Raw genomic sequence first — 21871 nt, 5'->3', positions numbered from 1 at the left:
AAAGTTCATTTCTCAAGTTTATCATGATAAGCAAAATCGATAACCACTTTGCAGTTGTTATCGATTTTAATGATTTTTAATCTTTTTCACCTAGCTGACTGTTGATTCTCATCATGATACTTGCAATTTTTTCTCCCCAGTATGGATCTGATGCATAAAGAACATTCATCCCTGACGCTTTATTTCCAAGGTATGTTCTGCCATTATCGATGTAATTTTCGCGGATCCACTTGGCTGCACCTAAGATACCCTTATCAACATCGTCAAAGCTTTTTGCTGAATCATATGGTGTTGTATCATAAGCAGCGATACCAAAGAAGTTGTTTTTATCCTTAGCAATTTGGCTACGTCCCCATGAACTTTCTATGGCACTATGGGCAATTAGATAGAGAGCGTTGATCTGATAACGTTCTTCAGCTTCTTTAAAGATTGCTCCCTTACCTGCCAGACGACTTCCTTTGATATTCATAAGAGAATAGACTTTATCTAATTCTTCAGCTGTGTAATTGGTTGGTTTTCTTAAATCTCTAAATAAGAAAGGATTTTCAACTGTAAAGTTCTCAAAGTTCTTGCCATCAGCTGAATAGTATTTTTTACCAATTGCCATTGATGAACTATGAGGTGCTACACGAATACTTGCGTAAGGTGATAACTCATGGTAAAGATAATTACCGTCAGTGGCATAGTGAGGAATGAAGTCACTATCTGAGCTGACTGCTACTAAATCACTCTTGTTCATATATCCTGAAAGGCCAGAAATTTTGACCGGAAGTCGACCGTCTTTGGCTTCAGCTCCATCAATCGCTACAATACTTCCTTGCGAAATATAGCTAAGTTTCTCACCAGAAGCACTATAGACATTTGCTGTAATTGGTTTTACTTTATAGTATGAGGCTGTATCAGTAATCCATTTTCCGTTGCTTTGGAAAGTATAGTCTTTTCCATTAATGGTGAAGTTACCAGTTACATAGACTCCATCTTCTTTTAGATAATACCAAGCGTTGTAGTCCTTATCGAAAATCCATTCATTTTTGGCCATATAACCAAAAGATTTGAGATAGTAAGAACCTACCCATTGATTTTCAGCATAGGTACCGTCCGACTTGAGGTAGAACCAACTCTTGTATTTTTCATCGAAAATCCATTCGCTTTTAGCCATGGCACCACTATCTTTTAGATAGTATTTCTCTTTCCATTGGCTACTTAACATGACACCGTCTTTATTAAAATAGTACCATGAACCGCTGATTTTCTCCCACTTATCGCGAATAATTTTTCCTGATGTTGTAGCATAATACCACTTATCTTCGAGTTTTGCCCAGGCATTTTCTGCCATAGCTCCACTAGTCTTGAGAAGATGGTCTTTATAAATAGTAGCACTTAGCATGACACCAGATTCATCAAATCGATACCATAGGCCATCAATCTTTGCCCACTTGTCACGATTGATTTTACCTTCTTGATTCCCATAATACCATTTATCAGCAATTTTTACCCAGCTATTTTCAGCTATGGCTCCACTTGATTTGAATAGATAGTCATCGTAAACAGCATTACTGATCATGATACCATTTTCATCGAATCGATACCAAACTCCAGCTATCTTTTTCCAATTATTACGAGTAACTTTCCCGTCCTCAGTGGAATAATACCACTGGTTGTCAATTTTTACCCAAGAAGATTCTGTCAAAGCACCGCTATTATTCAATAGGTAATCATTAAAGATAGTATTACTAAGCATGATACCATCTTGATTAAAATAGTACCAAACACCAGCTATTTTTTTCCAATTCGAAACTGGTTGATTATTCTCATAATAACGCCATTGGTTATTTTCTTTTTGCCAACCTTCTTTGTTAACTACTTCTACTACTGCTTCTTTTGAAGGTTGTTCTTTTGTCTCTGGAGTTTGAGAAGTTGCTTTTTCAGCTTCGCTTTGATTTTTCTTTTCATTGCTTACTGTATTCGTAGCAATCTTTTCTGATGATTGAACATTATTGGTAGCTTGAGAATCCTCGGCATAGACTGTCGTTTTTGCAAAACCTGCCATAGAGAGGGCAACTGTACTTGCCAGCAATATTTTTTTCATTCTTTTCTCCTTGCAAATACCTAAATAGGGGATTTGATGTTTCTATATATTGTGTAAAAAACAGTAATTATCCACTATATTATACAATATTCTGTTAAATATAAAAGTAGTATCTTTCAGAAGAAAAGAACTTGTAATATTTTTAAAATATTTTAGAAATAAAAGTCAATAAAAAGTAGTCGAACATCAGCTGAACGACTACTTTTTTAATAAGATTATGCCTGACTATAGACTTCTTTGCATTTTGTTTTAGTTACTTTACTAGTACTCTTCCAAAGGTTTGGATTGATGAAGATAGTGATGATTGCTAGTGCTGCAAAACCGATACCAACATACCAGTAGGGTGCATCCAAGGCTGTAGAACGTCCTGAGAGATTGACAATTCCACGAAATAGTGTACCTGCTGTAATAATCGCTACTGCTGAATTCCATAGATTTAGGCTAATACGAGAGAAATGTGGAAGAACTTTGAGAAAGATTGCAAGTAGAATTCCCCCGATAAGAGGTACTGCAAACAAATAGTGCATATGAACAGAGGTTTCTCCAAAACTAAAAGCTTCATAAATTCTAGAAAATGCAAAGAAGAAAATAGTGATTAGTGTATAAGAAATGACTGTTTTCTTAAAACGTTTTTTGCCAAGATTAGTAACCGATGTAGACAATGTCACTCACCGCCCTTTCTGAAATTTTGTTTCCACCAGTCGTTGGTTTATTGATAACCTGACCGTTGAAATAAAGTGTAGATGATCCACCGCCATCAAGGTTATAGGCAGTCTTTGCACCATAAGATTTCATGACCTCAGCTAGCTGATAAAGAGAGAGTCCTTCACTTTCTGATGTACGTCCGTCTGAAACTACAATAATATAGTGGTTTTCATCGATAATACCAATAGCTGTACGAGGATTTGATGCCATGGCCTGTCCTACTTCTTGGTTTGTTCCTACTGAAATTTCTCCATTTTCAACCAAGGCTGGTCCAAAAGCCAAGAGATTGACGACACCGTCATTAACTAGTTGCTCAGCTGATATCTGATCTTCGTAAATAACCTTGAAAGAGCCGTCTTTATAAATAGCTAAGTCGCCATTACTAGAATCTTCACGCACAGTATCACGATAAACTACTCCATTACGGATAACATAACCTGTAGAGTTAGCACCATAGTAGTCCCCATTTACCGCTAAAATGGCATTGTTGTCAGCTGCGGTTACAGAGGTTTTTGCAGTTACGTTAGTTCCATAAGCATTTTGAGCAAAGGCAGTTTTCAGATAATCTGATGAGCTCAGAGTAATATCAGCAACGTAGACTTGGGTATTATTGACCGTCGTTTCAGACAAATTGACAGAAATATTGTCATCTTTATAACTAGAGTCAGTGACAGTAGCTGTTTTAGCAGCTTGACTTGCTGCTGCAGCATTGGAACTTGTGCTAGTTGTAGCAACTGTCGAGATAGTTTCAGCGAGGACAAAGGTCTTTAGCATTGAGTAACTAAAGGATCCTGTCAAGAGTAGGCCAAGAACTGAGGAGTAAGCATAGCGTTTCTTTAAAAATTTCATAATACAGTTGATGTCCTTTCCTTAAAGATAAATTTCTTCTGCACTGTCCAAGAGACAGCGAAGAGAAGGATGCCGACGATAACTTTAGCAATCAGAAGGTTGATGCCAAAGACTGTAAAGAAGAGACGAATCAGTAGCGTGTCTAAGACAAAGAGTCCAACTGCTAGACCAAAGTATCCCATCCCTGTTTTCACAAGGCTATCGTCATTTTTAAAGACTAGTTTCTTATTTGTAGAATAGTTGAAAATAGAGCTAGTCACACGAGCTACTCCGTTTGCTAGAAAGATTCGTAGACTCGTCGGAACTGTCGGCAAAATCAAGATTGCTAGGGCGTAAACGACATAGTCTACAACAAAGCTACTAAGAGATGATAAGGCAAATTTAAAGATATTTTTATAAATCATGAGCCCGTCTTGGATTGGACGGAAGTGTGAAGCCTCATTATCGTTGATATAGACAGTTTCAATAGGCACTTCTAGAATCTCGTATTCTTTTGTTGCTTCGAGCAACATATTCATTTCATATTCATAACGTCGGCCTTCAATCTTAAGCATAAACGGTATCAAGTTTGTAGTAAAAGCACGAAGACCTGTTTGCGTATCTGTTACTCCTACTCCCGTTTGAAGCTTAAAGAGAGTTTTGGTTAAGCTGTTACCAAAACGGCTACGAAGGGGAACTTTTCCAGAAAAGGCACGTACACCCAAGATTAGCTTGTTTGGATTTTCGGAAGCTTTATTAGCCGTGCGTAAAATATCCCATACCTTGTGCTGTCCATCCGCATCTGCTGTGACAACCGTACCATAAATGTTTTGTTCTTGGATATAAGTAAAGGCTGTTTTTAGAGCCTGCCCTTTACCTTGGTTCACTTGGTGACGAATGACAGTAGCAAATTGTTTTGCTTTATCAAAGATTTTTTGGCACTCTGATGAACTGCCGTCGTCTATAACTAAGATATGAAAATCACTCTTTTTGTGAATTTTTTCAATGAGTTTGATAAGTTTATTATCTGGTTGATAAGCTGGAATGACTATGTAGTTCATATCGATACCTCTTTCTTTGATGATGGTATAACTATACAGAACATCGCTTAAAGATACCTTATATCAGCTTTCTTTAAGAAAAAGTTAAAAAAACTTTAAGCTTTAAAAAGGACCTTATTACTTAATAAGAGATATAGTTTGAATTTTCAGATAGAAATAAATATACAAAAACCAAAAAAATATTTGGTACAGATTCTAACTATAGAAAGTTAATTTACTAGACTAAAAAACCATCCAAATTGGATGGCTTTTTATAAAACTATCTACTTAGCTCTCTGATTTTTTACTTTTTTTGAAAAGTGAAATACCAAAGATTCCAGCTATAATAGCAAGAAGATTCATAGCTAATGGCGAATCAGAAGTTCCTGTATTTGGTAACTGAGCTTTTTCTGGAGCTGATTTTTGCTCAGTAGATTGAACATTTTCTGGTTGAACAGGTTTTGGAGCTGGCTCTGGATTTGGAGCTGGCTCTGGATTTGGAGCTGGCTCTGGATTTGGAGCTGGCTCTGGATTTGGAGTTGGTTTTGGATTTGGAGTTGGTTTTGGATTTGGTGTTGGTTTTGGATCCGGTGTTGGTTTTGGATCTGGTGTTGGTTTTGGATCTGGTGTTGGTTTTGGATCTGGTGTTGGTTTTGGATCTGGTGTTGGTTTTGGATCTGGTTCTTTCTCATACTCATAGATAACATGAGTTGTACCTTCTTTTAACTGACCTGTTTCAGGTGCAGATGTTGAAGAAACACCAACTAGATTATATTTTTTACCATCTACAGTGATAGAAGACGGACGCTCATCTGCGTTTTCAGCAGCATTATAGGTCACAAGATTTCCATCAGATCCATAAATAGAAGTTAATGGTGTGTCTTTATATGTTTCCTTAATAGATTGATTTGTTCCCTTGATCACATAATCCACCACTACATCTCCATAGTGAAGTGTAGAAACATCCTGGTCAGCCATATCTTCAAATTCTGAAGCATAGTATTTAACAGCAGGATTGGCTTTCAAAGTAAAAATTTTAACATAATTAAAGAAGGTCTCAGGATTAATATTAACATCATGAGGAATAGTTTTCCAATCACCATTATTTGGTGTGATATGAGTAGTTGGGTTTGAAACTGACCTAATTAGATGGTCATTCTGAACATAAGTATCATCTACTAAACTTGGATTAGCTAGGACACCATAAGTCATTTTCCCATTGCTGTCTTGATAATATGGTTGAATTTGATGATATTCTTCTAGACTTTGGCAACCTTCTTCATATGAACCAATCCCACCTTCTTGAGAACATTTCCAAGCAAATCTCACGTCGATTGGTAAGTACTTGATCTTCTTAGCTTCCTCCAAGGGTACGGTCACAGATACTCGAAGAGCTGTTGATCTAAATGTTTTTGAACTAACAGCATATGTACTAACTCTATCATTAAAAGCTTCATAATAGCCATAATAGTCTGTATCAAAGGCAGAATCTTCATATTCCTTCATATTAACAACGGAAGGTTTCTTACCAGCTGCTAGTTCTTCTGAAGTTGGAACAATCGCCTCTCCTTCAGGAGACGCATGAAATTCATTATACGAAAGTTCTTTCATTGGAACATTAACATCTACAGGATTTCCATTAGCATCACGAGTTCCAATCAAAGTGAAATCAGCTTTTGCACCTGAAATCTCAGGAATACGGATACGAATATCGCGAACAGTTTGACCTTCATCACTTGAATGCATTCCTTTGAAGGCTACAGTATAATTGTAGACTACACTTTTACCATCTTCACTAAAATGTGCTGGAAGTCCTTCAACATTGACATAACCGCCTTCATCAATGATATTGCTACCATCTGGTTCGCAACTAGCGCCTGGGGCAGAGCCTGGTGAAGTCCCAGGAGGGCAGGTAGAATCTTCTTTCCCGCCAGTTGTAGCTTCGCTATTAGTTGAGATTTCTACAGTTTTAGGTGAGGAATCATTGGCATCCTCTTCGTATGATTTTAGTGAGGTGTCACTAGTAGGGTCTGGTGCAACCATATTGTCTACTGAAGAAGTGTTCTCAGCATCAGTTGAATTAGTAATACCTAGTGTCACTGAAACGTTTGCTGGTTCGCTATTACTTTCTTCAGCTTGAACTACTGACTGAGAAACCAAATTTAGAGCAAAGACAGACATTGTAATAATGCCAAATTTAGTGAGTTTTTTCATACACTTTTTCTCCTTATATGAAAGGGGATAATGCATAAGCAAAATCCGATAGATTGATAATTTTTTCACATACATTATATCATGTAAACGCTTAATTGACAAACAATTATTTGATAAATTTAAAAAATATGACATGTTATTTGAAAAAAAGAGAAAAAATATTCGATATTACATTATAAAGTACAGAAAAAAACCGAATAAAGATTCCTTCATTCGATTTTTTCTTTTAACTTTTCAACAAAGAGATAGGCTGCTGGACAAGTTAAGGTATTTTTAATAGTAAGATTATTGATTTGGTAAATCTTCTTACGATCAGTATGTGGAAATTCACGACAGGCTTTGGGACGGACGTCGTAGATTGAACAAAGATTATCGCCTCCTAAGAAGGGACAAGGCATTGACTTAAAGACTTTATCACCGTCTTCATCTACTTGCAAAAACTCAGCTTCAAAGGCTGGCAATTTCATTTTAAAGTATTTTGCGATTCGTGTGATATCTGCTTCTTTGAAGTCTGGACCAAGACTCTTGCAACAGTTAGCGCAGGCTGTACAATCAATTTCAGTAAAAACTTCTTGATGGATTTCAAGGGCAATTTTATCCAAATTTTTAGGTGCTTTCTTTTTCAGATTTCCTAAAAACTTCCGATGCTCTTTTTGTTTTTGCAAGGCTAGTTGGTGATAATATTCGATATCGATTTCTTTTGACATAGTTTCTTTCTATTTTTTTAATGTTGATTCAAATATTTTTAGTCTATACATAAAATAAATTATGTAGAATTACTTTAAGACATAATTTTAACAATAATGAGTCTCTCCATGCAGAACGAAAACTACTGCTATACTATCATTCTTTCTAAAAAAGGTTTGATGCAGTTGGTTAAAATACCTTCTATCCATGATTTTTGTGCGGACGAAAGGTTTTCTGCCTTTAAAGACTCCTTTAAAAAATCACGTACCTGGTCGGGTGCTATTTCAAACTCAAAAGCCTTCATTTTGTAGAAAAAATCAAATAGATTATGAGATAGATATTCTCTTGAAAATGGGATTTCTCCAGTTTTTCGATACATGATTAGAAGTCGAGAAAATCGAGCTTTTTCTTCGGGGATATCCTTAAAATACGAGTTAAGCAACCATACTTGCTTTTGTTTTCTTTCAAGGGGATCTTGACTAGCAATGCGTTGATCCTTCTCGAGTTCTCTTTGATACTGTTTTGATTTTATAGAACGTTCTGCACGATTTTTACCAAAGAGAATTTTTTCCCACTGCCGCTCCTCTAGTGTCAGTGTTTCGCTCAATCCAAAGTAATCCTGATAGGCACGTTCAGCTGGTCCCATTGCTAGAACCAGGTTATCCGCATATTGTTTAGCAATCTTGTCTCGCTTCTTTCGTTCCTTTTCAGCCTTGATGCGAAGTTCTTGCTCATAGTCAATTTTTTCTTTTCCCAGTTTAACAAGATAGAGTTGATCGTCAGATTTTCCAAGTAGAAAGGGTTTGATAAATTTTTCAAGGACTTCTTCCATACGAGCTTTCTTCAAAGGCTCTGCCTTACTCCAACTTCCACCTTGAAATACCTCCAAAAAGAGTTGATAATCCTTTTCTGGTGAGAATTGATTACCTCGATTTGACTTAAAAGCTCCCTTTTCCCATAGCCAGTTGATCAGTCGCTCATCAAAATCTGTTTTATTAACTCGAATGGTTTCTTTTTTCTGGGCCTTTCTGGTTAGATTTTCAAGCTTTCTGAGAAGTTTTTCCTCCTCTTCTAGCTGTTGATCTAGGCTAATTCTCTGGAAATGGCGAACACAGTCACTCCCAATGGGAAAGAGACGTTTGCCAGTAACTCCGTTAAAAAGTTCATAAGCATACTTAATAGCATTACCGCAGACACAATTGCTTCGACCGATTCCATTAAAAATCAAGGAAACTTCACTCCATTCTTTGGTAGCTTGTTCCCAAGTATCGGCTTTAGATGCCTCTAAAACTGCATCATATAAGTTTTTTCTAACAGGAATGGACATGATGTCTCCTTTCTTTTTAGAGTTTAACGACTTCTACTTGGTCTTTACCAAGTAGAATCAAATATTTCTCAACTGTTTCTATCTGATAAGAGCGAGATAGAGCCTCTGCATAGAGATCCAATTGTCCTCGATAGCGTTCAACAAGCTGACTAGCATGCTTATAACGATCTGTCTTGTAGTCAAAGAGAACAATTTTATCCTCATAGAGGAGATAACCATCTAAGATTCCACGAACAACAAAGTCTTCCTGACTCTTAGCATCTCTTTTTAACATAGAGAAGGGCTGTTCTCGATAAAGTTTATCTTGATTTGCAAGAATCTCTTGACCTAGAGCTGTATCAAAGAAGGACAAAATTTTTCCTAGATTGATTTTGGATTTGACATCCGAACTTACTTGAACTTGCTCTAAAGCTTCTGTCAAGGTTTCCAATGTAGGTTTTTTATCGAGATTGATTCGTTGCATGAGTTCATGGGTAGCACTACCAATTTCAGCACCAGTAACTTTATTAGTTTTAGAGAAATCAGGAAGGTTGAATTGAACAGTGCTTTCTTTTAGTTGACTTTGACCAGCCACTACTACGCCTTCCATATCCATGACGGGTTCATAGAATTTTTTAATCTGACTTGGCGTTTGAACACTTGGAAGATTAATTGCTGCTCGGTGGACTTGATTATAGACTTCCACTTCTTTCAGCATTTCTAAAGCTTCCTTAATGGTATCAGATTGACGGTTATCTGCTTGAGATTGATCTTGAAGCTTACTTTTATTTTCCAAGACTCCGATAGCTTCCTTGGTTAAGTCTTCTTCACCCTCAAAAAGTACAGTGAAGTGCAAATCATCTTTCGTAAATGCTTGGTAAATGGCCCAAATCCAGTCCTGGAAATTAGTAGCATCTAGTCTAGTTTCTCGAGTCAAAAGACCTTTTCCATTTGTCGGATATTCTTTAGACTCCAACTTTTCTCGAGATCCTTTTCCGACTAAATATAATTTTTTCTCAGCACGCGTCATGGCTACATAAAGCAAACGCATGAGTTCAGAATAGCTTGCTAATTGAAGTTCTTCTTCATTTTGCGTATAGGTCAAGCTAGGGATAGATAATTTAATCGTAGATGGAACGTATTCCTCTTTTGCATTTGTAGTTACTCTAGCTACGTACTTAAGACCAAGGCCATTTTTACGACTTAGGATAACTTCAGACATGGAATCTTGCTTGTTAAATTGCTGATCAATATTGAGAATAAAGACATAAGGGAACTCAAGCCCCTTACTCTTATGAATACTCATTAGTTCTACAGCATCCTTAGGTGGTGCCACAGCGACATTGGCAAGATCATGCTGGGCTTCCAAGACTTGGTCAATCATTCGAATAAAGCGAGATAATCCCTTGAAATTACTCTTTTCAAACTGATCGGCTCTTAGGGCAAGGGCGTAGAGATTTGCCTGTCTGGCCTGTCCATTTGGTAAAGCACCAACATAGTCATAGTAAAAGCGGTCGCTATAAATTTTCCAAATGAGATCATAAAGTGAATGCGTTTTGGAATACAAACGCCAATCTTGGACGGTTTCCATGAAAAAGCCTAGCTTCTTTTGTAATTCAGCTTTGATTAAATCCTTTTGAAGACCAATTTTCTCCTGAGCATTGACTAGTTTCTCATAAAAGTTCTCTTGAACCTTATCCTCGGATTTCTGAAGGGCTAATCGAGCCAATTCATCTTCATCAAAGCTAAACATTGGAGACTTCATGAGAGCTACTAAAGCGAAATCTTGAAGAGGGTTATGGATGACTCGAAGAGTGTCTAACATGACTTGGACTTCTAAAGACTGTAAATAGTTGCTTTGAGCACCATCTGTCTTGACTGGAATCCCATACTCAGACAAAGCAAGTAGAACCTGGTCATTCCGACTTCTGCTGGCAGTCAAGAGAGCAATGTCATTAAAAGGAACCCCTTTATCATTATGAAGATGCAATATCTCCTTAATGACCATCCGCATTTCACCAGTCAGTTTGTTGGTCGAAAACTCTTCCTCTTCCTTAGAATCACCATCAACATCCTTATCATACAAGAGGACTTCTGCCTTGTTTTCAGGATTTGCTTGAATATCAGTATTCCCAAAAACAAGCTGGTGCATACCATCATAAGAAATCTCTCCAACTTCCTCGTCCATAAGATGTTTAAAGACGTCATTAGTAGCATCAAGAACTTCTGAACTACTACGGAAGTTTTCCTTGAGCAGTATTAACTGACCTTCTTCACTATCTTGAGCAAAACTATGGAATTTTTCATTGAAGATTTGGGGATCTGCCTGTCTAAAACGATAAATAGACTGCTTAATGTCACCCACCATAAAACGATTATGCCCGTTATAGAGAAGTTCCAACATTCTTTCCTGGATATGGTTGGTATCTTGGTACTCATCGACCATGACTTCGTGGAAACGTTCTTGATATTCTTGTCGAACCTGAGGGAAGTTTTCTAAAATTTCAATGGTATAGTGGCTAATATCTGCAAATTCAAAGGCGTTTTCTTCACGTTTACGTTGTCGATAAGCTACAACAAAATCTCTCATGAAAACTTGGAAAGTCTTAGCCAAGTCCCAAGACTCTTGATGATATTCTTCTTGGAATTTCAATAAAGTAATTTGGTCATTTAATGCGTTCAGCTTTTCAAACTTATCTTTTCTCTCTTGGTTGTATGCTTCTTTCAGTTCTTGAAGTTCAGCCTTGCGACTAGCATTTGTAAGAGCACGGCCACCCTTATCCTTAGAAATACTCACAACTCGTTCTAGAACTTCTTGATATTGATTAAAAGTTGATTCGTTGGTTAAAGCTCCAATTTCATCAAGAACTTGTTGGACAGATTCTAAGTAGGCTGCTTTTCCAAATTCCTTGGCATCATTATCCAGATGATAACGGAAAAAGCTTTCTAAATCCCAAAGTCTTTCTTTTATATCCTCTGCAAGGATTTCTTTAGCAACTGTAAAATCAGCCTTTTCAAAGCCTTTTAGAAAGGAATTTTCTAGCCAAGCCTGAGGATTGCTGGTAGATTGCAAAAAGTCATAAATCATATAGACCTGTTTACGCAAACCACGCGCGTCTTTGCTTCTACCTGCAAAGTTCTTGACCAATCGACTAAAATTATCTTTATCCTTGCCTTGGTAGTGATGTTCAAAAACTTGTCGAAAAACCTCATTTTTTAAGAGAAGCTGCTCACTTTCATTCTGAAGAATGCGGAAGTTTGGAGCAAGGTCGAGAAGATAGCCATGTTTGGTTAGGAACTTCTGAGTAAAAGAGTCCATGGTCCCGATCGCAGCGTTTGGTAAATCAGCTAATTGTCTGCCGAGGTGTTTTTTTAGTTCCAAATTTTGAGTCTCTTGGATTTGTTGACTGATTTTCTTTTCCAAGCGTTCTTTTAACTCGGTTGCTGCCTTTACCGTAAAGGTCGAGATAAAGAGTTGGCGAATTTCTACACCACGCGCTAGTTGATCAAGAATTCGTTCAGCCATGACAAAGGTTTTCCCTGAACCAGCTGATGCTGAGACCAGAATATTTTTACCAGAACTATAGATAGCTTGAATTTGCTCAGCAGTTTTCTTGGGTTTCTTGTTAGATTGAGCTTCTGCTACTTGCAAGGCTGCAATCTCTTCTTGGTATAAAAATTTCATTGCTCCAACTCCTCTCTGATTTTATTAAACCAAGCTTCCTTGGCATTGCTCTTGGCAACTTTCTCTAAAAATCTCGCTTGACCTAAATGATAATTGGCTTCGAAACCTGTAATAGCTTGATATTGTTGAACATAGGGTGCAATGCTTCTACCGTTTTCTGTATAAGGGTTAATCGCAAATTCACCAGATAAAATCTTCTCTGCCGCTTTTTTGTAGAGAAGGGCATTATAATCCAATAATAACTGGAATTCCTCATCTGACAACTGATAAGTCTTATTTTTATTGTAAAACTCTCCAAGGTTTTTTATCTCTTTTTCAAGAAAGAGACCTTGGTATTTCATAGTCTTATTCGTTTCTGCTACTGCTTTAGAAAGAGTTTTTGCAGTTTGTAATGACTGAATTGGTTCAGCCATTTCTAGGTACATAGCACCAAAGAAGTCTCTATTCCCTTCTTGCTTGAGGGCGGCTAGATAGGTTGGTAATTGCGAATTAAGACCGTTATAAAACATAGGAAACTTGAACTGAGTCAAAGAAGACTTATAATCTACAACACCGATAGCATCAGAAGTTTTCAAACGGTCAATTCGGTCAACCTTACCACGAACATAGAGATTTCGACCATTATCTAGCTGAATAAAGGCATGGTCCTTGCCACCAAAGACGGCTTCTTCCTGAATCGTTTCAACATCCGCATTATGACGAAGAATATGGCCAGTAGCGCGGGCGACATCCAAGAGGACTTCCTTAGTAAATTGAGCCTCCAAACTCTCCTGATAAATAGCTTGAAACTCACGTTCTTGACTGGTTTCAGAGATAGCTTGTTCTAAACGATGATCAAAGGATTCATCGCTCGGCATTTTCAATGCCCGCTCAAAGATACGATGCAAGAAATTCCCATGACTTCTTGCATCAGGACGCAGACGCAATTCTTCTTGCAAACCTAAAACATATCGGAGATAGTAACTGTATTCATTACGGTAAAATTCTGTCAATCCAGAAGTTGATAGATAGAAATCTTGTTCTTGAGGATACAAGGCTTCCAAAGTTTCAGTAGCTAAGGTCTTACTTTTTGGACTTGTCGGTAGGACAGGATTATCAAGACCTTGAGTTTCTAATTTTCTCCCCATGACACGAGCTAAAACCTTAATAAAGGTTAAGTCTTGGTCACTTGTCTCCGACTCACCTTGCTGGTGATAAGCAACAAGACTAGACAAAAGACTGTGATAAGAACCAATATCATCCTTTGATAGGTTTTTTCGATCGATTCTCTTTTCAATCTTGGTAAAACCAAAATCCTGTAATTCTTTCAGATAAACTGACTCTTTGCTCTCGTTTTCATTTAGTAAACTTGGCGCTGATAAGACCAATTGCTTCTTGGCAGAATTTACCAAAGAGAGCATGGTATAGCGATTCTTCTTAAGGTTTTCATGACTAGCAATCAATAATTGAGAGCCTTCTTCAGTACCTCGGTTTAAAACTTCTCTTTCTTCATCACTCAAAAGACTAGTATTTTGGGTGATTTTAGGTAGATGATCCTGGGTTAAGCCAAGTGCATAGATGTAATCAGAAGTCAAAGGCGAAATCAAATCATAACTTTGCACCAGAACCGTATCCACCGTTGCTGGGATTGTACGATAATTTGATAAGGACATCCCTGAATGAAGAAGAGCCAAGAAATCATCTAAAGTGACCTGGGACCCTTCAAAAACAGTCGCAAATTGCTCCATTACGTGGCAAAATGCTTTCCAGACCTCCTCTTGTCTTTCTTGCTCTGTCGCATCCATCGTTTCAGATAAGGCTTGTAATTGCTTGGTCACAGATGAATCCTTCAAAAAGTTATTCCATTTTGTAAGGATATTTTCAGTCTTTTGCTTACGACTGGATAATAAAGTTTCTAGTGGGTTTAGGACACGGACACGCAGCTCATTTAATTTTTCTAAATCAAATTTTCCATGATGATTTTTTGTAAATTCTTGTTTAAAGTTAGAAAGTCCATCAATACCTAAATAGCGGATATATTGTTCAAAGCTATCGATTTCTTCTTGAGCAAGGTCGGTATATAAGCCAGTTCGTAAGAGGTTTATCAAATCTTCCTGACGGAAATAGTACCGTTTGAGACGTCCCACAGATTCTACAAATTGAGTCAAAGGATGATGAGCCATAGACTCGCTTCTCCCCAGATAGAAAGGAATCTGATATTGATTAAAAATAGTCTGCAAGGACAGTTTATAAGACTCTACGTCTCCTAGTAAGATACGAAAATTTTTGTAGCTTAGTTCAGTCTCTTGGTGCAATTTTTGGCGAATGCTACGAGAAACGAGCTCCAGCTCTTCTTTTTGTGTCAGACAAGACCAGATTTGTAAGTCTTCTCTATCCTTAGCATCCACTTCTAAGCTAATTTCAGAATAATCATAAGCACTTTCAAGTAATTTTGAGGCCTTGGCAAAAGCATCAAGATTTTTATGTTCCTGACATGCGTCTTCTGCCTTAGTCTGATATTTAAAAGCTAAATGACGTAGAAATTCAACACTGGCTTGATAGAGGTTCCCTTCACTAAAAGGGCTAGTGTAGGCTTTCTTAGTCGCATATACACCAATGATAATTTCAACACCCTTACGATGAAGCAAATCCATTAGGTGTTCCTCTTCTGCAGAAAATCGGGTAAAACCATCAATGACTAGGGCAATCTTACTAAAATCACTACTTACCTTGTTTTCTTCGATAGCATCAATCAGATAGGATAATGGACTCCCTTGTGAAACTTGACCTTGATTTAAATACGCTGTTACCTTTTCAAAAATTAAGAGTAAATCAGAGCGTTTATCAGCATCTGGCAAACTTTCCAAGTCCAAAAAACTCATCTTTGCAGTTGAAATTTCATGATAAATCTCAATCAGTTGCTGGATGAATTGCGGATCTTGTTTAATAGCCCCGTAAACACGTAAATCCTTAGCATCTATCTCAGACAGACATTTATAGAAAGCCATACCAAGACCAATATCATCGAGACTTGACCTCTCAGGAATATCATTTAAAACCAGATAACGAGCCATTTGAGCGAAGCGCGTGACTGTGATAGCAAAAGAAGCCTGCTGACTCAAGCACTCCAGCACGGCACGTTCCTTTTCAAAAGAAAGAGAGTTAGGGGCGATATAAAAGACTCGTTTGCCTTGGGCAACCAGTCCTTGAGCCTCCTTGGTTAGGATTTCTGTCAAAGAAGTCCGAATATCGGTATAAAGTAGTTTCATCTCTGCCTCATTTGTTTTTGTCATTACCTTTTATTATATCATTTTTTAAGTAAAAACAGATTGATATAAAGCCCTAATTTTAACCTGTCCCATATCAAAAAAGTCGGAATAAAATCCGACCTTTTATAGTTATTAACTACCAGAAAACAAGAGTACCCATAATTCCCAAAATGCAGTCATGTTAATCATGATATGGAGCAAAATGGGATAATAGAGAGAGTGAGTTTTTCGGTAGAGGAATGCTAAAATTGCTCCTCCACTTGCATAGGTGAAAAAGGCGAGCGGTGTTATACCATCAGCAACATGCACATAACCAAAGACACAGGCTGATAGTAAAACATCTCCATACCAAGGTGAATCTTTCAAAAATGTATTCATCAGAACTCCTCGGTAAACCAATTCTTCTGAAATTGGTCCTAGCAGACAAGTAATAAGCAAAAAATATAGCAACTCTTGTCGCCCTGTCATTTCAATCATTTCATTTAAAGCCATTTGATTGGACGTGGCTGGGGTTAAAAAGGAAAACACAATACCTGAAAGATAACTGACTCCATAAGCAAGAAGCAAATAAACTAGATATCTCCATTTCCACTTCAACTCAAGCATTTTTCTACCTTCGAATACTAGTAAATATAGCATTGCTAGAAGAATAACGATAAACTCTAAAAAAGCAAGAATTTGAAAAAATTCTCGACTAGCAGCTACAAATCTAGCTGTAAAGTGATTAAAAATCCACCAAAACCAAGTTGATTTATAAAAAATTAAGGACAATGCTAGTAAAATCTGAATAATTCGTTTTTTCATACTATGCCTCAGCTTTCTCCCCTTGTTTCGTCATATTACTAATAAATTTTACTTAAAATCTCGCTGCACTTCCTTTGCAAAGATGATTGCCTCCGCCAATATATCCTAAATCATAAGTGCCACTAGGACAAAATCCATGAACCGGCAGAGTTAAAACTGGTTCTATTTGCCAATCGAACCAACCACCAGGATTTTTACCATAGGGATCTGCTCCACCTTGTATCAACTCTAATTCTTCATTTGTTAGATTTACATTTTTTTTCATTAAAACCATAATGTATTCCTCCGTTATGGTTCAGATTAGTTGAGTAATCTGCTACTCATACCTACTTTAAAAAAACTATTTTAAGTTAGTTTTTTTATATTTGTCTAGTTGCAACTTTGACAAGTTTAGTATAGCATATATTTGCCAATTATCTTCTTCAAATCTTAAATTGTCATCCAAACCTCCTAAATTGACATAGTAATCCTTATTTCCTCCAAAATATGCTATAATATAGACAAAAGACGTGAAAAGGAAATACTATGATTAAACTACTTGCTCTTGATATGGACGGTACTCTACTTAACGAAGCCAAGGAAATTCCTCAGGCTCATATTGATGCCATTCATAAGGCTATCGAAAAAGGTGTCAAACTGGTTCTATGTACTGGACGACCTCTCTTTGGAGTTCTTCCCTACTACAAGAAACTCGGTCTTGATTTGCAAAATGAATACGTCATCGTCAACAATGGATGTTCTACCCACCAAACCAGCGACTGGAGCCTTGTCGACTGGCGAGAACTTAGCAAATCTGACATCGAATACCTCAATGACCTTGCTGAAAAGAGTGAGGTTCAGTTGACTCTCTTTGATGAGGAACACTACTTCGTTCTCGGAGGCAAACCAAATCCTATCGTTCAATATGATGCCACACTTGTCTTTACTGAGCTGACTGAAATCTCACTTGAGGAGGCTACCAGTGGTAAATATCGTATGTTCCAGGGAATGTTTTTAGGGACAAAAGAACAAACAGATGACTTTGAACAACGATTTGCTGATGAACTTTGTCAGAGATTTAGCGGTGTTCGATCTCAACCAGTTATCTATGAAGCAATGCCTCTTGGTACAACTAAGGCTTCTGCACTTTCTCGTTTGGCTGAGATTTTGGATATCAAACCTTCTGAAATCATGGCCATGGGTGATGCCAATAACGACATTGAGATGTTAGAATTTGCAGGACTTGGGATTGCCATGGGAAATGCTAGCGACTATGTCAAATCTATTGCGGATGCCGTAACTTCTAGCAATGAAGAAGATGGTGTTGCACGCGCTATTGAGAAATATATTTTATAGAAAATAAGCCCAGTCAACTAGTATTTCTAGCCAACTGGGCTTTTATTTTTTAGAAATTTGAAAACTTTAGAAACTCTTTAGAAATGCTTGACGATTCTTTGATATCTATGCTTTATACTAGAGTTATAAAAATAAAACATATTAAAGGTTAAAGGAGAAAACTATGAAAACAGTCCTCGAAATCCATGGCTTGTCCAAACAATTTAGCAAACAACCTATTCTACAAGATCTTAATCTCTCAGTAAAAGAAGGAGATATCTATGGACTTATCGGAAAAAATGGTGCTGGTAAAACAACTCTGATTAAAATCATTACCCAATTATTATCTGCTGACCATGGAACTATTTCCCTCTTTTCCAGTCAAAGTTATAAGGAATGCACAAAAGCCCTATCTCGAGTAGGTTCAGTCATTGAATCTCCAGTAGCTCATAATCATTTAACGGCCTATCAAAATCTTAAATATTATTGTACTATTCGACATATCCCAAATTCTGATCAAGTCATTCAGGAAACGTTAAAGTATGTAGGGTTAACAGATACAGGTAGAAAAGTTTTTCGAGATTTCTCTCTTGGGATGAAACAACGTCTAGGCATTGCTATTGCTCTCCTATCAAAACCAGACTTTCTCATCCTTGATGAACCCATCAATGGTCTCGACCCAATCGGTATCAAAGAGTTTCGTCAAATGATACAACGTCTGAATCAAGAGAAAGGAATGACCATTCTCATCTCTAGTCATATCTTGTCAGAACTTTATCTTGTTGCCAATCGCTTTGGAATTCTGGACCAAGGAAAAATCATTCGTGAAATCAGTAAGACCGAATTTGAGACACTAAATGAAGACTATATCGTCCTAAAAACAATCGAAAAAGAAAAAGCTAGTCAAATCTTAAAAGACAAAGTGCGTCTTGAATTTAAAGTTGTTAATTCAGATAATGAGATTCATATTTTTAGTCATGAACAAGATGTCAAACGAATTCTCAAAGAACTTACTCTAGCAGATATCGCTGTTGATGAGATTTACTATGCTCGTCAAAATCTTGAAGAATACTTCACACAATTAGTAAAATAGGAGGAAGATCATGATTCATACAATTCAAGCAGACTTTTACCGTCTTTTCCGTTCCAAAGGTTTTTGGATTACAGAGATTGTTCTCTTTGCACTCATGTTAATGGGAGCTACTATTGGGGCTACAGGACATCTAATGTCAGTTGATACAACGCCCCCAGAATCAGAAATTCCAACCCAAGGTTGGAATGGTGTGCAAGCCCTGATTAACGCATCTAGTCAAGGTTCAAACCTCGTTTTTCTCTGTATTATCCTTGCTTGCCTCGTTCTGGGAGTTGACCTTATCGGAAAACTCTATAAAAACAGTTTGACAGTAGGGGTTTCTCGTACAGAATTCTTCCTAGCCAAATCTGTTGTATTAGCCAGTATCGCTCTAATGCAAATTCTTATTAGCCTAGTTATTGCTTTCGTACCAGCAACTATCCTAAACGGGGTAGGAACGATGCCAGAAGGATTTATTGACAATCTCCTTCTAACGATCGGCCTTCAATTTCTTTGCCTTCTTGCTTGGCTTTCCATTATTTCTTTCATTCTCTATGTGACTCATTCCTATTTGGCTGTTTTCATTGGCTATTTAATCAGTTCTATCTTGCTTTCAATGCCGATGCTTATATTTCCAGATATTGAGATTTTACGCTATTTATCCTTAAATGTTGCCTATGCCATGACTGCCTATAGTCAAGCTGTTCTATACACCATTATCGTTACAGTGACTGTTATTCTTTTCTTTACCATCAGTGGACTTGCTGTATTCAAGAAGAAAAGCTTATAAAAATGACCTCCTCTATTCAAAAAGAGGAGGTTTTTTGTTTTAAAAGAGAATCTTAACTGTAAACCAAGCACCATCTGTACTTAGTTGTAGTTCTGCTCCAAGGAGATGGGAAAGTTCTTCAGTAATATAAAGACCTAAACCAGAGGATTCTTCTGTATCTGAGAGATTTTCAGAGTAAAATCGCTGACTGAGATTTTCAATTTTGCGAATCGGTTGTTTAACCAGATTAGCAATTTCCAAACAGATATGATTGTCCACTTCCTTCAGAGAAAATCTCGCTTCATCCTTACCATGTTTTAGAACATTGCCAATAAGATTTTGTAACAAACGTTCTAATAAATCTGAATCTGTCAGTAAATACAAACCAGGTTCTACTTGTAAATCAAGGTCAATCTTTGCCGTCTGAAAAGAATCATAATAGGTCAGCAATTTTTGCGTCATAAATGTCGAGACTTCTAATTCAGATAAGTCAGGTTTAACTGCTCCTTCCATTAACCGACGATAGTCCAAAAGAGCCTCTAGCCGTTTTGAAACTTGATTGAGATGATGAGCAATTTTTCTCAAACTCTCAGACTCAGGATTTTCTGTTTTAAGCAATTGCTGAGTATAACCCGACGCAATCGTTAAAGGTGTCCGAATATCGTGGGCAATATTACTAATAGCCATGTCCAAAGTCTGCTTTTCACGCTTCATAATCAAGCGTGACTGCTCAACTTCTTGAAAGAGATGATTGATTTGCTGGTAAAGATGTAAAAAATCCTTGGAGAAAGTTGACACTCCGATTCTCTTCATACTTCCAGTATGAATCTTGTCATCAACTTGTTGGCTCAAGTTCACGAGTGCTAGATGATAGCGAATCAACCCTATCGTCAATAGGATAATAACCAGCAATAGTAAAGAAAGTAAAATATAGATCATTGCTCATCTCCTTTTAACCGAACACCAACTCCCCAGATAGTTTCAATATACTCTTTCTCTGGATCCAGTTGTCCTAATTTTTTACGGAGATTACTTAAATGAGTGTTGAGAGTATTGTCGCCTGGTAAATAAGTATCCTCCCAAACTAATTCATAGAGTTCTTCTTTCGTGAAAATTTTCTTAGGATGTCCCAACAAGGTTTGTAGAATCAAACATTCTTTCTTAGCTAGGCGAATAGTTTCCTGGCAATTTTTGATTTCAAAACTATCTGCATCAAATTGAATATTTTTTAACTGTTGAATCAACTTGTCTGGATGTTCGATTTCAGCTACTTGCTTGTCACTTTTTTGACGTAATTGTACCGTAACCCTGGCAAAAATTTCATCCAAATCAAAGGGCTTTACAATATAATCATTAGCACCATCTAAGAGATATTGGCTAATGAGCTTTTTATCGCTTAGGGCAGTTAGCATGATGACAGGAACTGAACTATCTTGTCTAATGGCTTTTAAAACCTGATCGCCATTTTTTCCTGGAAGCATAATATCTAACAAGATTAGATCAATGTCACCTTGTTCAAATCGAATCATTCCTTCAGTGCCAGAAAAAGCCTGAATCACCTCATGCTCCTTAGAAAGAAGAGTTCTCAAAATTTCTTGAATCTCATTATTATCTTCAACGATAAGTATTCTAGCCATAAACACCAACCTTTCTAATAGTATTATATCATGTTTTTTTAGGAATTTCGGATAAAGAAAAACTCTCCTTCATAGTTAAATGCGAAGAAGAGTTCATTATCTATATTAAATTAAAGCTGTCAATGCGGTAATAAGTCCAAAAACAATACCTGGAGCATTTGCTGCTGACAAAGGAATATCACGTTCTTTTTTAAAGAGACCGTAGTAAACCCAAAGACTGCAGTTAAGTGCAGCTACTGCTGGTTGGATAAAATTCCCTTTTTGACCCGCAAGGTTGTTCATAATTTGAGGAATATAAGAGACATACATCATTACAGACATAAAGGTTGCAATCCAACCTAAAGTTTTCATTTGTTTTTCAGTCATTTTTTTCTCCTTTCAAAAACATTTTCCATTATATACTTTTTTTAAAAATAGTGAAGTTTAAAAAGCTATTTGTTAAAAACTTGTAAATTATCACAAGATTGTGATAA

17 protein-coding genes are annotated in these 21871 nt (G+C 37.0%); 3 read left to right on the top strand and 14 right to left on the bottom strand.

Annotation, left to right across the window (positions count from 1 at the left end; translation table 11 throughout):
- Nucleotides 1-76: 76 nt before the first annotated feature.
- The 11 genes from AAFQ93_RS06455 to AAFQ93_RS06405 all read right to left on the bottom strand — a co-directional run bounded on the left by AAFQ93_RS06455 (nucleotide 77) and on the right by AAFQ93_RS06405 (nucleotide 16880).
- On the bottom strand, nucleotides 77-2089 hold the full coding sequence (locus tag AAFQ93_RS06455) for a glucosaminidase domain-containing protein (protein WP_375554969.1): 2013 nt from the start codon (nucleotides 2087-2089) through the stop codon (nucleotides 77-79).
- Nucleotides 2090-2304: 215 nt separating this feature from the next.
- Complete coding sequence (locus AAFQ93_RS06450) at nucleotides 2305-2751, bottom strand: hypothetical protein (protein WP_375555777.1); 447 nt, start codon at nucleotides 2749-2751, stop codon at nucleotides 2305-2307.
- Nucleotides 2732-3643: a phosphodiester glycosidase family protein gene (locus AAFQ93_RS06445; RefSeq protein ID WP_375554968.1), complete on the bottom strand. Its 912-nt coding sequence runs from the start codon at nucleotides 3641-3643 to the stop codon at nucleotides 2732-2734. The genes AAFQ93_RS06450 and AAFQ93_RS06445 overlap by 20 nt, the downstream gene beginning before the upstream one ends.
- Nucleotides 3640-4683 carry a glycosyltransferase gene (locus AAFQ93_RS06440; RefSeq protein ID WP_375554967.1) on the bottom strand — a complete coding sequence of 348 codons (1044 nt, stop codon included), beginning with the start codon at nucleotides 4681-4683 and terminating at the stop codon, nucleotides 3640-3642. The genes AAFQ93_RS06445 and AAFQ93_RS06440 overlap by 4 nt, the downstream gene beginning before the upstream one ends.
- 267 nt (nucleotides 4684-4950) lie before the next feature.
- On the bottom strand, nucleotides 4951-6876 hold the full coding sequence (locus AAFQ93_RS06435) for an LPXTG cell wall anchor domain-containing protein (protein WP_375554966.1): 1926 nt from the start codon (nucleotides 6874-6876) through the stop codon (nucleotides 4951-4953).
- A gap of 209 nt (nucleotides 6877-7085) precedes the next feature.
- Complete coding sequence (locus AAFQ93_RS06430) at nucleotides 7086-7583, bottom strand: YkgJ family cysteine cluster protein (protein WP_075230170.1); 498 nt, start codon at nucleotides 7581-7583, stop codon at nucleotides 7086-7088.
- Nucleotides 7584-7711: 128 nt separating this feature from the next.
- Nucleotides 7712-8890, bottom strand: a complete 1179-nt coding sequence (locus tag AAFQ93_RS06425; RefSeq protein ID WP_223140946.1) for a hypothetical protein — start codon at nucleotides 8888-8890, stop codon at nucleotides 7712-7714.
- Between the two features lie 16 nt (nucleotides 8891-8906).
- Nucleotides 8907-12554: a helicase-exonuclease AddAB subunit AddA gene (addA, locus tag AAFQ93_RS06420; RefSeq protein WP_375554965.1), complete on the bottom strand. Its 3648-nt coding sequence runs from the start codon at nucleotides 12552-12554 to the stop codon at nucleotides 8907-8909.
- Nucleotides 12551-15802, bottom strand: coding sequence for an ATP-dependent nuclease subunit B (rexB, locus tag AAFQ93_RS06415; RefSeq protein WP_223140944.1), 3252 nt, complete (start codon nucleotides 15800-15802; stop codon nucleotides 12551-12553). Before rexB ends, addA begins: the two co-directional genes overlap by 4 nt.
- 132 nt (nucleotides 15803-15934) lie before the next feature.
- Complete coding sequence (locus AAFQ93_RS06410; RefSeq protein WP_375554964.1) at nucleotides 15935-16606, bottom strand: lysostaphin resistance A-like protein; 672 nt, start codon at nucleotides 16604-16606, stop codon at nucleotides 15935-15937.
- A 52-nt stretch (nucleotides 16607-16658) separates the two neighbouring features.
- Nucleotides 16659-16880: an SP_0924 family bacteriocin-like peptide gene (locus tag AAFQ93_RS06405; protein ID WP_375554963.1), complete on the bottom strand. Its 222-nt coding sequence runs from the start codon at nucleotides 16878-16880 to the stop codon at nucleotides 16659-16661.
- A gap of 251 nt (nucleotides 16881-17131) precedes the next feature.
- Here AAFQ93_RS06405 and AAFQ93_RS06400 point away from each other — a divergent pair, with 251 nt between their 5' ends.
- The 3 genes from AAFQ93_RS06400 to AAFQ93_RS06390 all read left to right on the top strand — a co-directional run bounded on the left by AAFQ93_RS06400 (nucleotide 17132) and on the right by AAFQ93_RS06390 (nucleotide 19782).
- Nucleotides 17132-17941: a Cof-type HAD-IIB family hydrolase gene (locus AAFQ93_RS06400; protein ID WP_375554962.1), complete on the top strand. Its 810-nt coding sequence runs from the start codon at nucleotides 17132-17134 to the stop codon at nucleotides 17939-17941.
- Nucleotides 17942-18104: 163 nt separating this feature from the next.
- The gene (locus tag AAFQ93_RS06395) at nucleotides 18105-19013 is read left to right on the top strand and encodes an ATP-binding cassette domain-containing protein (RefSeq protein ID WP_375554961.1); all 909 of its coding nucleotides are present in this window, start codon (nucleotides 18105-18107) and stop codon (nucleotides 19011-19013) included.
- Nucleotides 19014-19023: 10 nt separating this feature from the next.
- Nucleotides 19024-19782, top strand: coding sequence for an ABC transporter permease (locus AAFQ93_RS06390; protein WP_375554960.1), 759 nt, complete (start codon nucleotides 19024-19026; stop codon nucleotides 19780-19782).
- Between the two features lie 39 nt (nucleotides 19783-19821).
- Here AAFQ93_RS06390 and AAFQ93_RS06385 read toward each other — a convergent pair whose 3' ends face one another.
- From AAFQ93_RS06385 to AAFQ93_RS06375, 3 genes are all read right to left on the bottom strand, one after another.
- Nucleotides 19822-20700, bottom strand: coding sequence for a sensor histidine kinase (locus AAFQ93_RS06385; protein WP_375554959.1), 879 nt, complete (start codon nucleotides 20698-20700; stop codon nucleotides 19822-19824).
- Nucleotides 20697-21398, bottom strand: a complete 702-nt coding sequence (locus AAFQ93_RS06380; RefSeq protein ID WP_375554958.1) for a response regulator transcription factor — start codon at nucleotides 21396-21398, stop codon at nucleotides 20697-20699. Before AAFQ93_RS06380 ends, AAFQ93_RS06385 begins: the two co-directional genes overlap by 4 nt.
- A 105-nt stretch (nucleotides 21399-21503) precedes the next feature.
- Nucleotides 21504-21764, bottom strand: a complete 261-nt coding sequence (locus AAFQ93_RS06375) for a SemiSWEET family transporter (protein ID WP_375554957.1) — start codon at nucleotides 21762-21764, stop codon at nucleotides 21504-21506.
- Between the last annotated feature and the right edge of the window lie 107 nt (nucleotides 21765-21871).

The sequence above is a fragment of the Streptococcus nidrosiense genome, assembly GCF_042140045.1.
Taxonomy (GTDB): domain Bacteria; phylum Bacillota; class Bacilli; order Lactobacillales; family Streptococcaceae; genus Streptococcus; species Streptococcus nidrosiense.
Note: the sequence above shows the minus strand (reverse complement) of the source record. Positions and strands in the feature narration are given on the sequence as shown.

Bases quoted from the DNA above. Each gene is read 5' to 3' on its own strand.
- rexB (WP_223140944.1), bottom strand. From the start codon at position 15,802: ATGAAACTACTTTATACCGATATTCGGACTTCTTTGACAGAAATCCTA.
- AAFQ93_RS06400 (WP_375554962.1), top strand. From the start codon at position 17,132: ATGATTAAACTACTTGCTCTTGATATGGACGGTACTCTACTTAACGAA.
- AAFQ93_RS06430 (WP_075230170.1), bottom strand. From the start codon at position 7,583: ATGTCAAAAGAAATCGATATCGAATATTATCACCAACTAGCCTTGCAA.
- AAFQ93_RS06455 (WP_375554969.1), bottom strand. From the start codon at position 2,089: ATGAAAAAAATATTGCTGGCAAGTACAGTTGCCCTCTCTATGGCAGGT.
- addA (WP_375554965.1), bottom strand. From the start codon at position 12,554: ATGAAATTTTTATACCAAGAAGAGATTGCAGCCTTGCAAGTAGCAGAA.
- AAFQ93_RS06390 (WP_375554960.1), top strand. From the start codon at position 19,024: ATGATTCATACAATTCAAGCAGACTTTTACCGTCTTTTCCGTTCCAAA.
- AAFQ93_RS06435 (WP_375554966.1), bottom strand. From the start codon at position 6,876: ATGAAAAAACTCACTAAATTTGGCATTATTACAATGTCTGTCTTTGCT.
- AAFQ93_RS06445 (WP_375554968.1), bottom strand. From the start codon at position 3,643: ATGAAATTTTTAAAGAAACGCTATGCTTACTCCTCAGTTCTTGGCCTA.
- AAFQ93_RS06395 (WP_375554961.1), top strand. From the start codon at position 18,105: ATGAAAACAGTCCTCGAAATCCATGGCTTGTCCAAACAATTTAGCAAA.
- AAFQ93_RS06380 (WP_375554958.1), bottom strand. From the start codon at position 21,398: ATGGCTAGAATACTTATCGTTGAAGATAATAATGAGATTCAAGAAATT.
- AAFQ93_RS06375 (WP_375554957.1), bottom strand. From the start codon at position 21,764: ATGACTGAAAAACAAATGAAAACTTTAGGTTGGATTGCAACCTTTATG.
- AAFQ93_RS06385 (WP_375554959.1), bottom strand. From the start codon at position 20,700: ATGATCTATATTTTACTTTCTTTACTATTGCTGGTTATTATCCTATTG.
- AAFQ93_RS06410 (WP_375554964.1), bottom strand. From the start codon at position 16,606: ATGAAAAAACGAATTATTCAGATTTTACTAGCATTGTCCTTAATTTTT.
- AAFQ93_RS06405 (WP_375554963.1), bottom strand. From the start codon at position 16,880: ATGGTTTTAATGAAAAAAAATGTAAATCTAACAAATGAAGAATTAGAG.
- AAFQ93_RS06425 (WP_223140946.1), bottom strand. From the start codon at position 8,890: ATGTCCATTCCTGTTAGAAAAAACTTATATGATGCAGTTTTAGAGGCA.
- AAFQ93_RS06440 (WP_375554967.1), bottom strand. From the start codon at position 4,683: ATGAACTACATAGTCATTCCAGCTTATCAACCAGATAATAAACTTATC.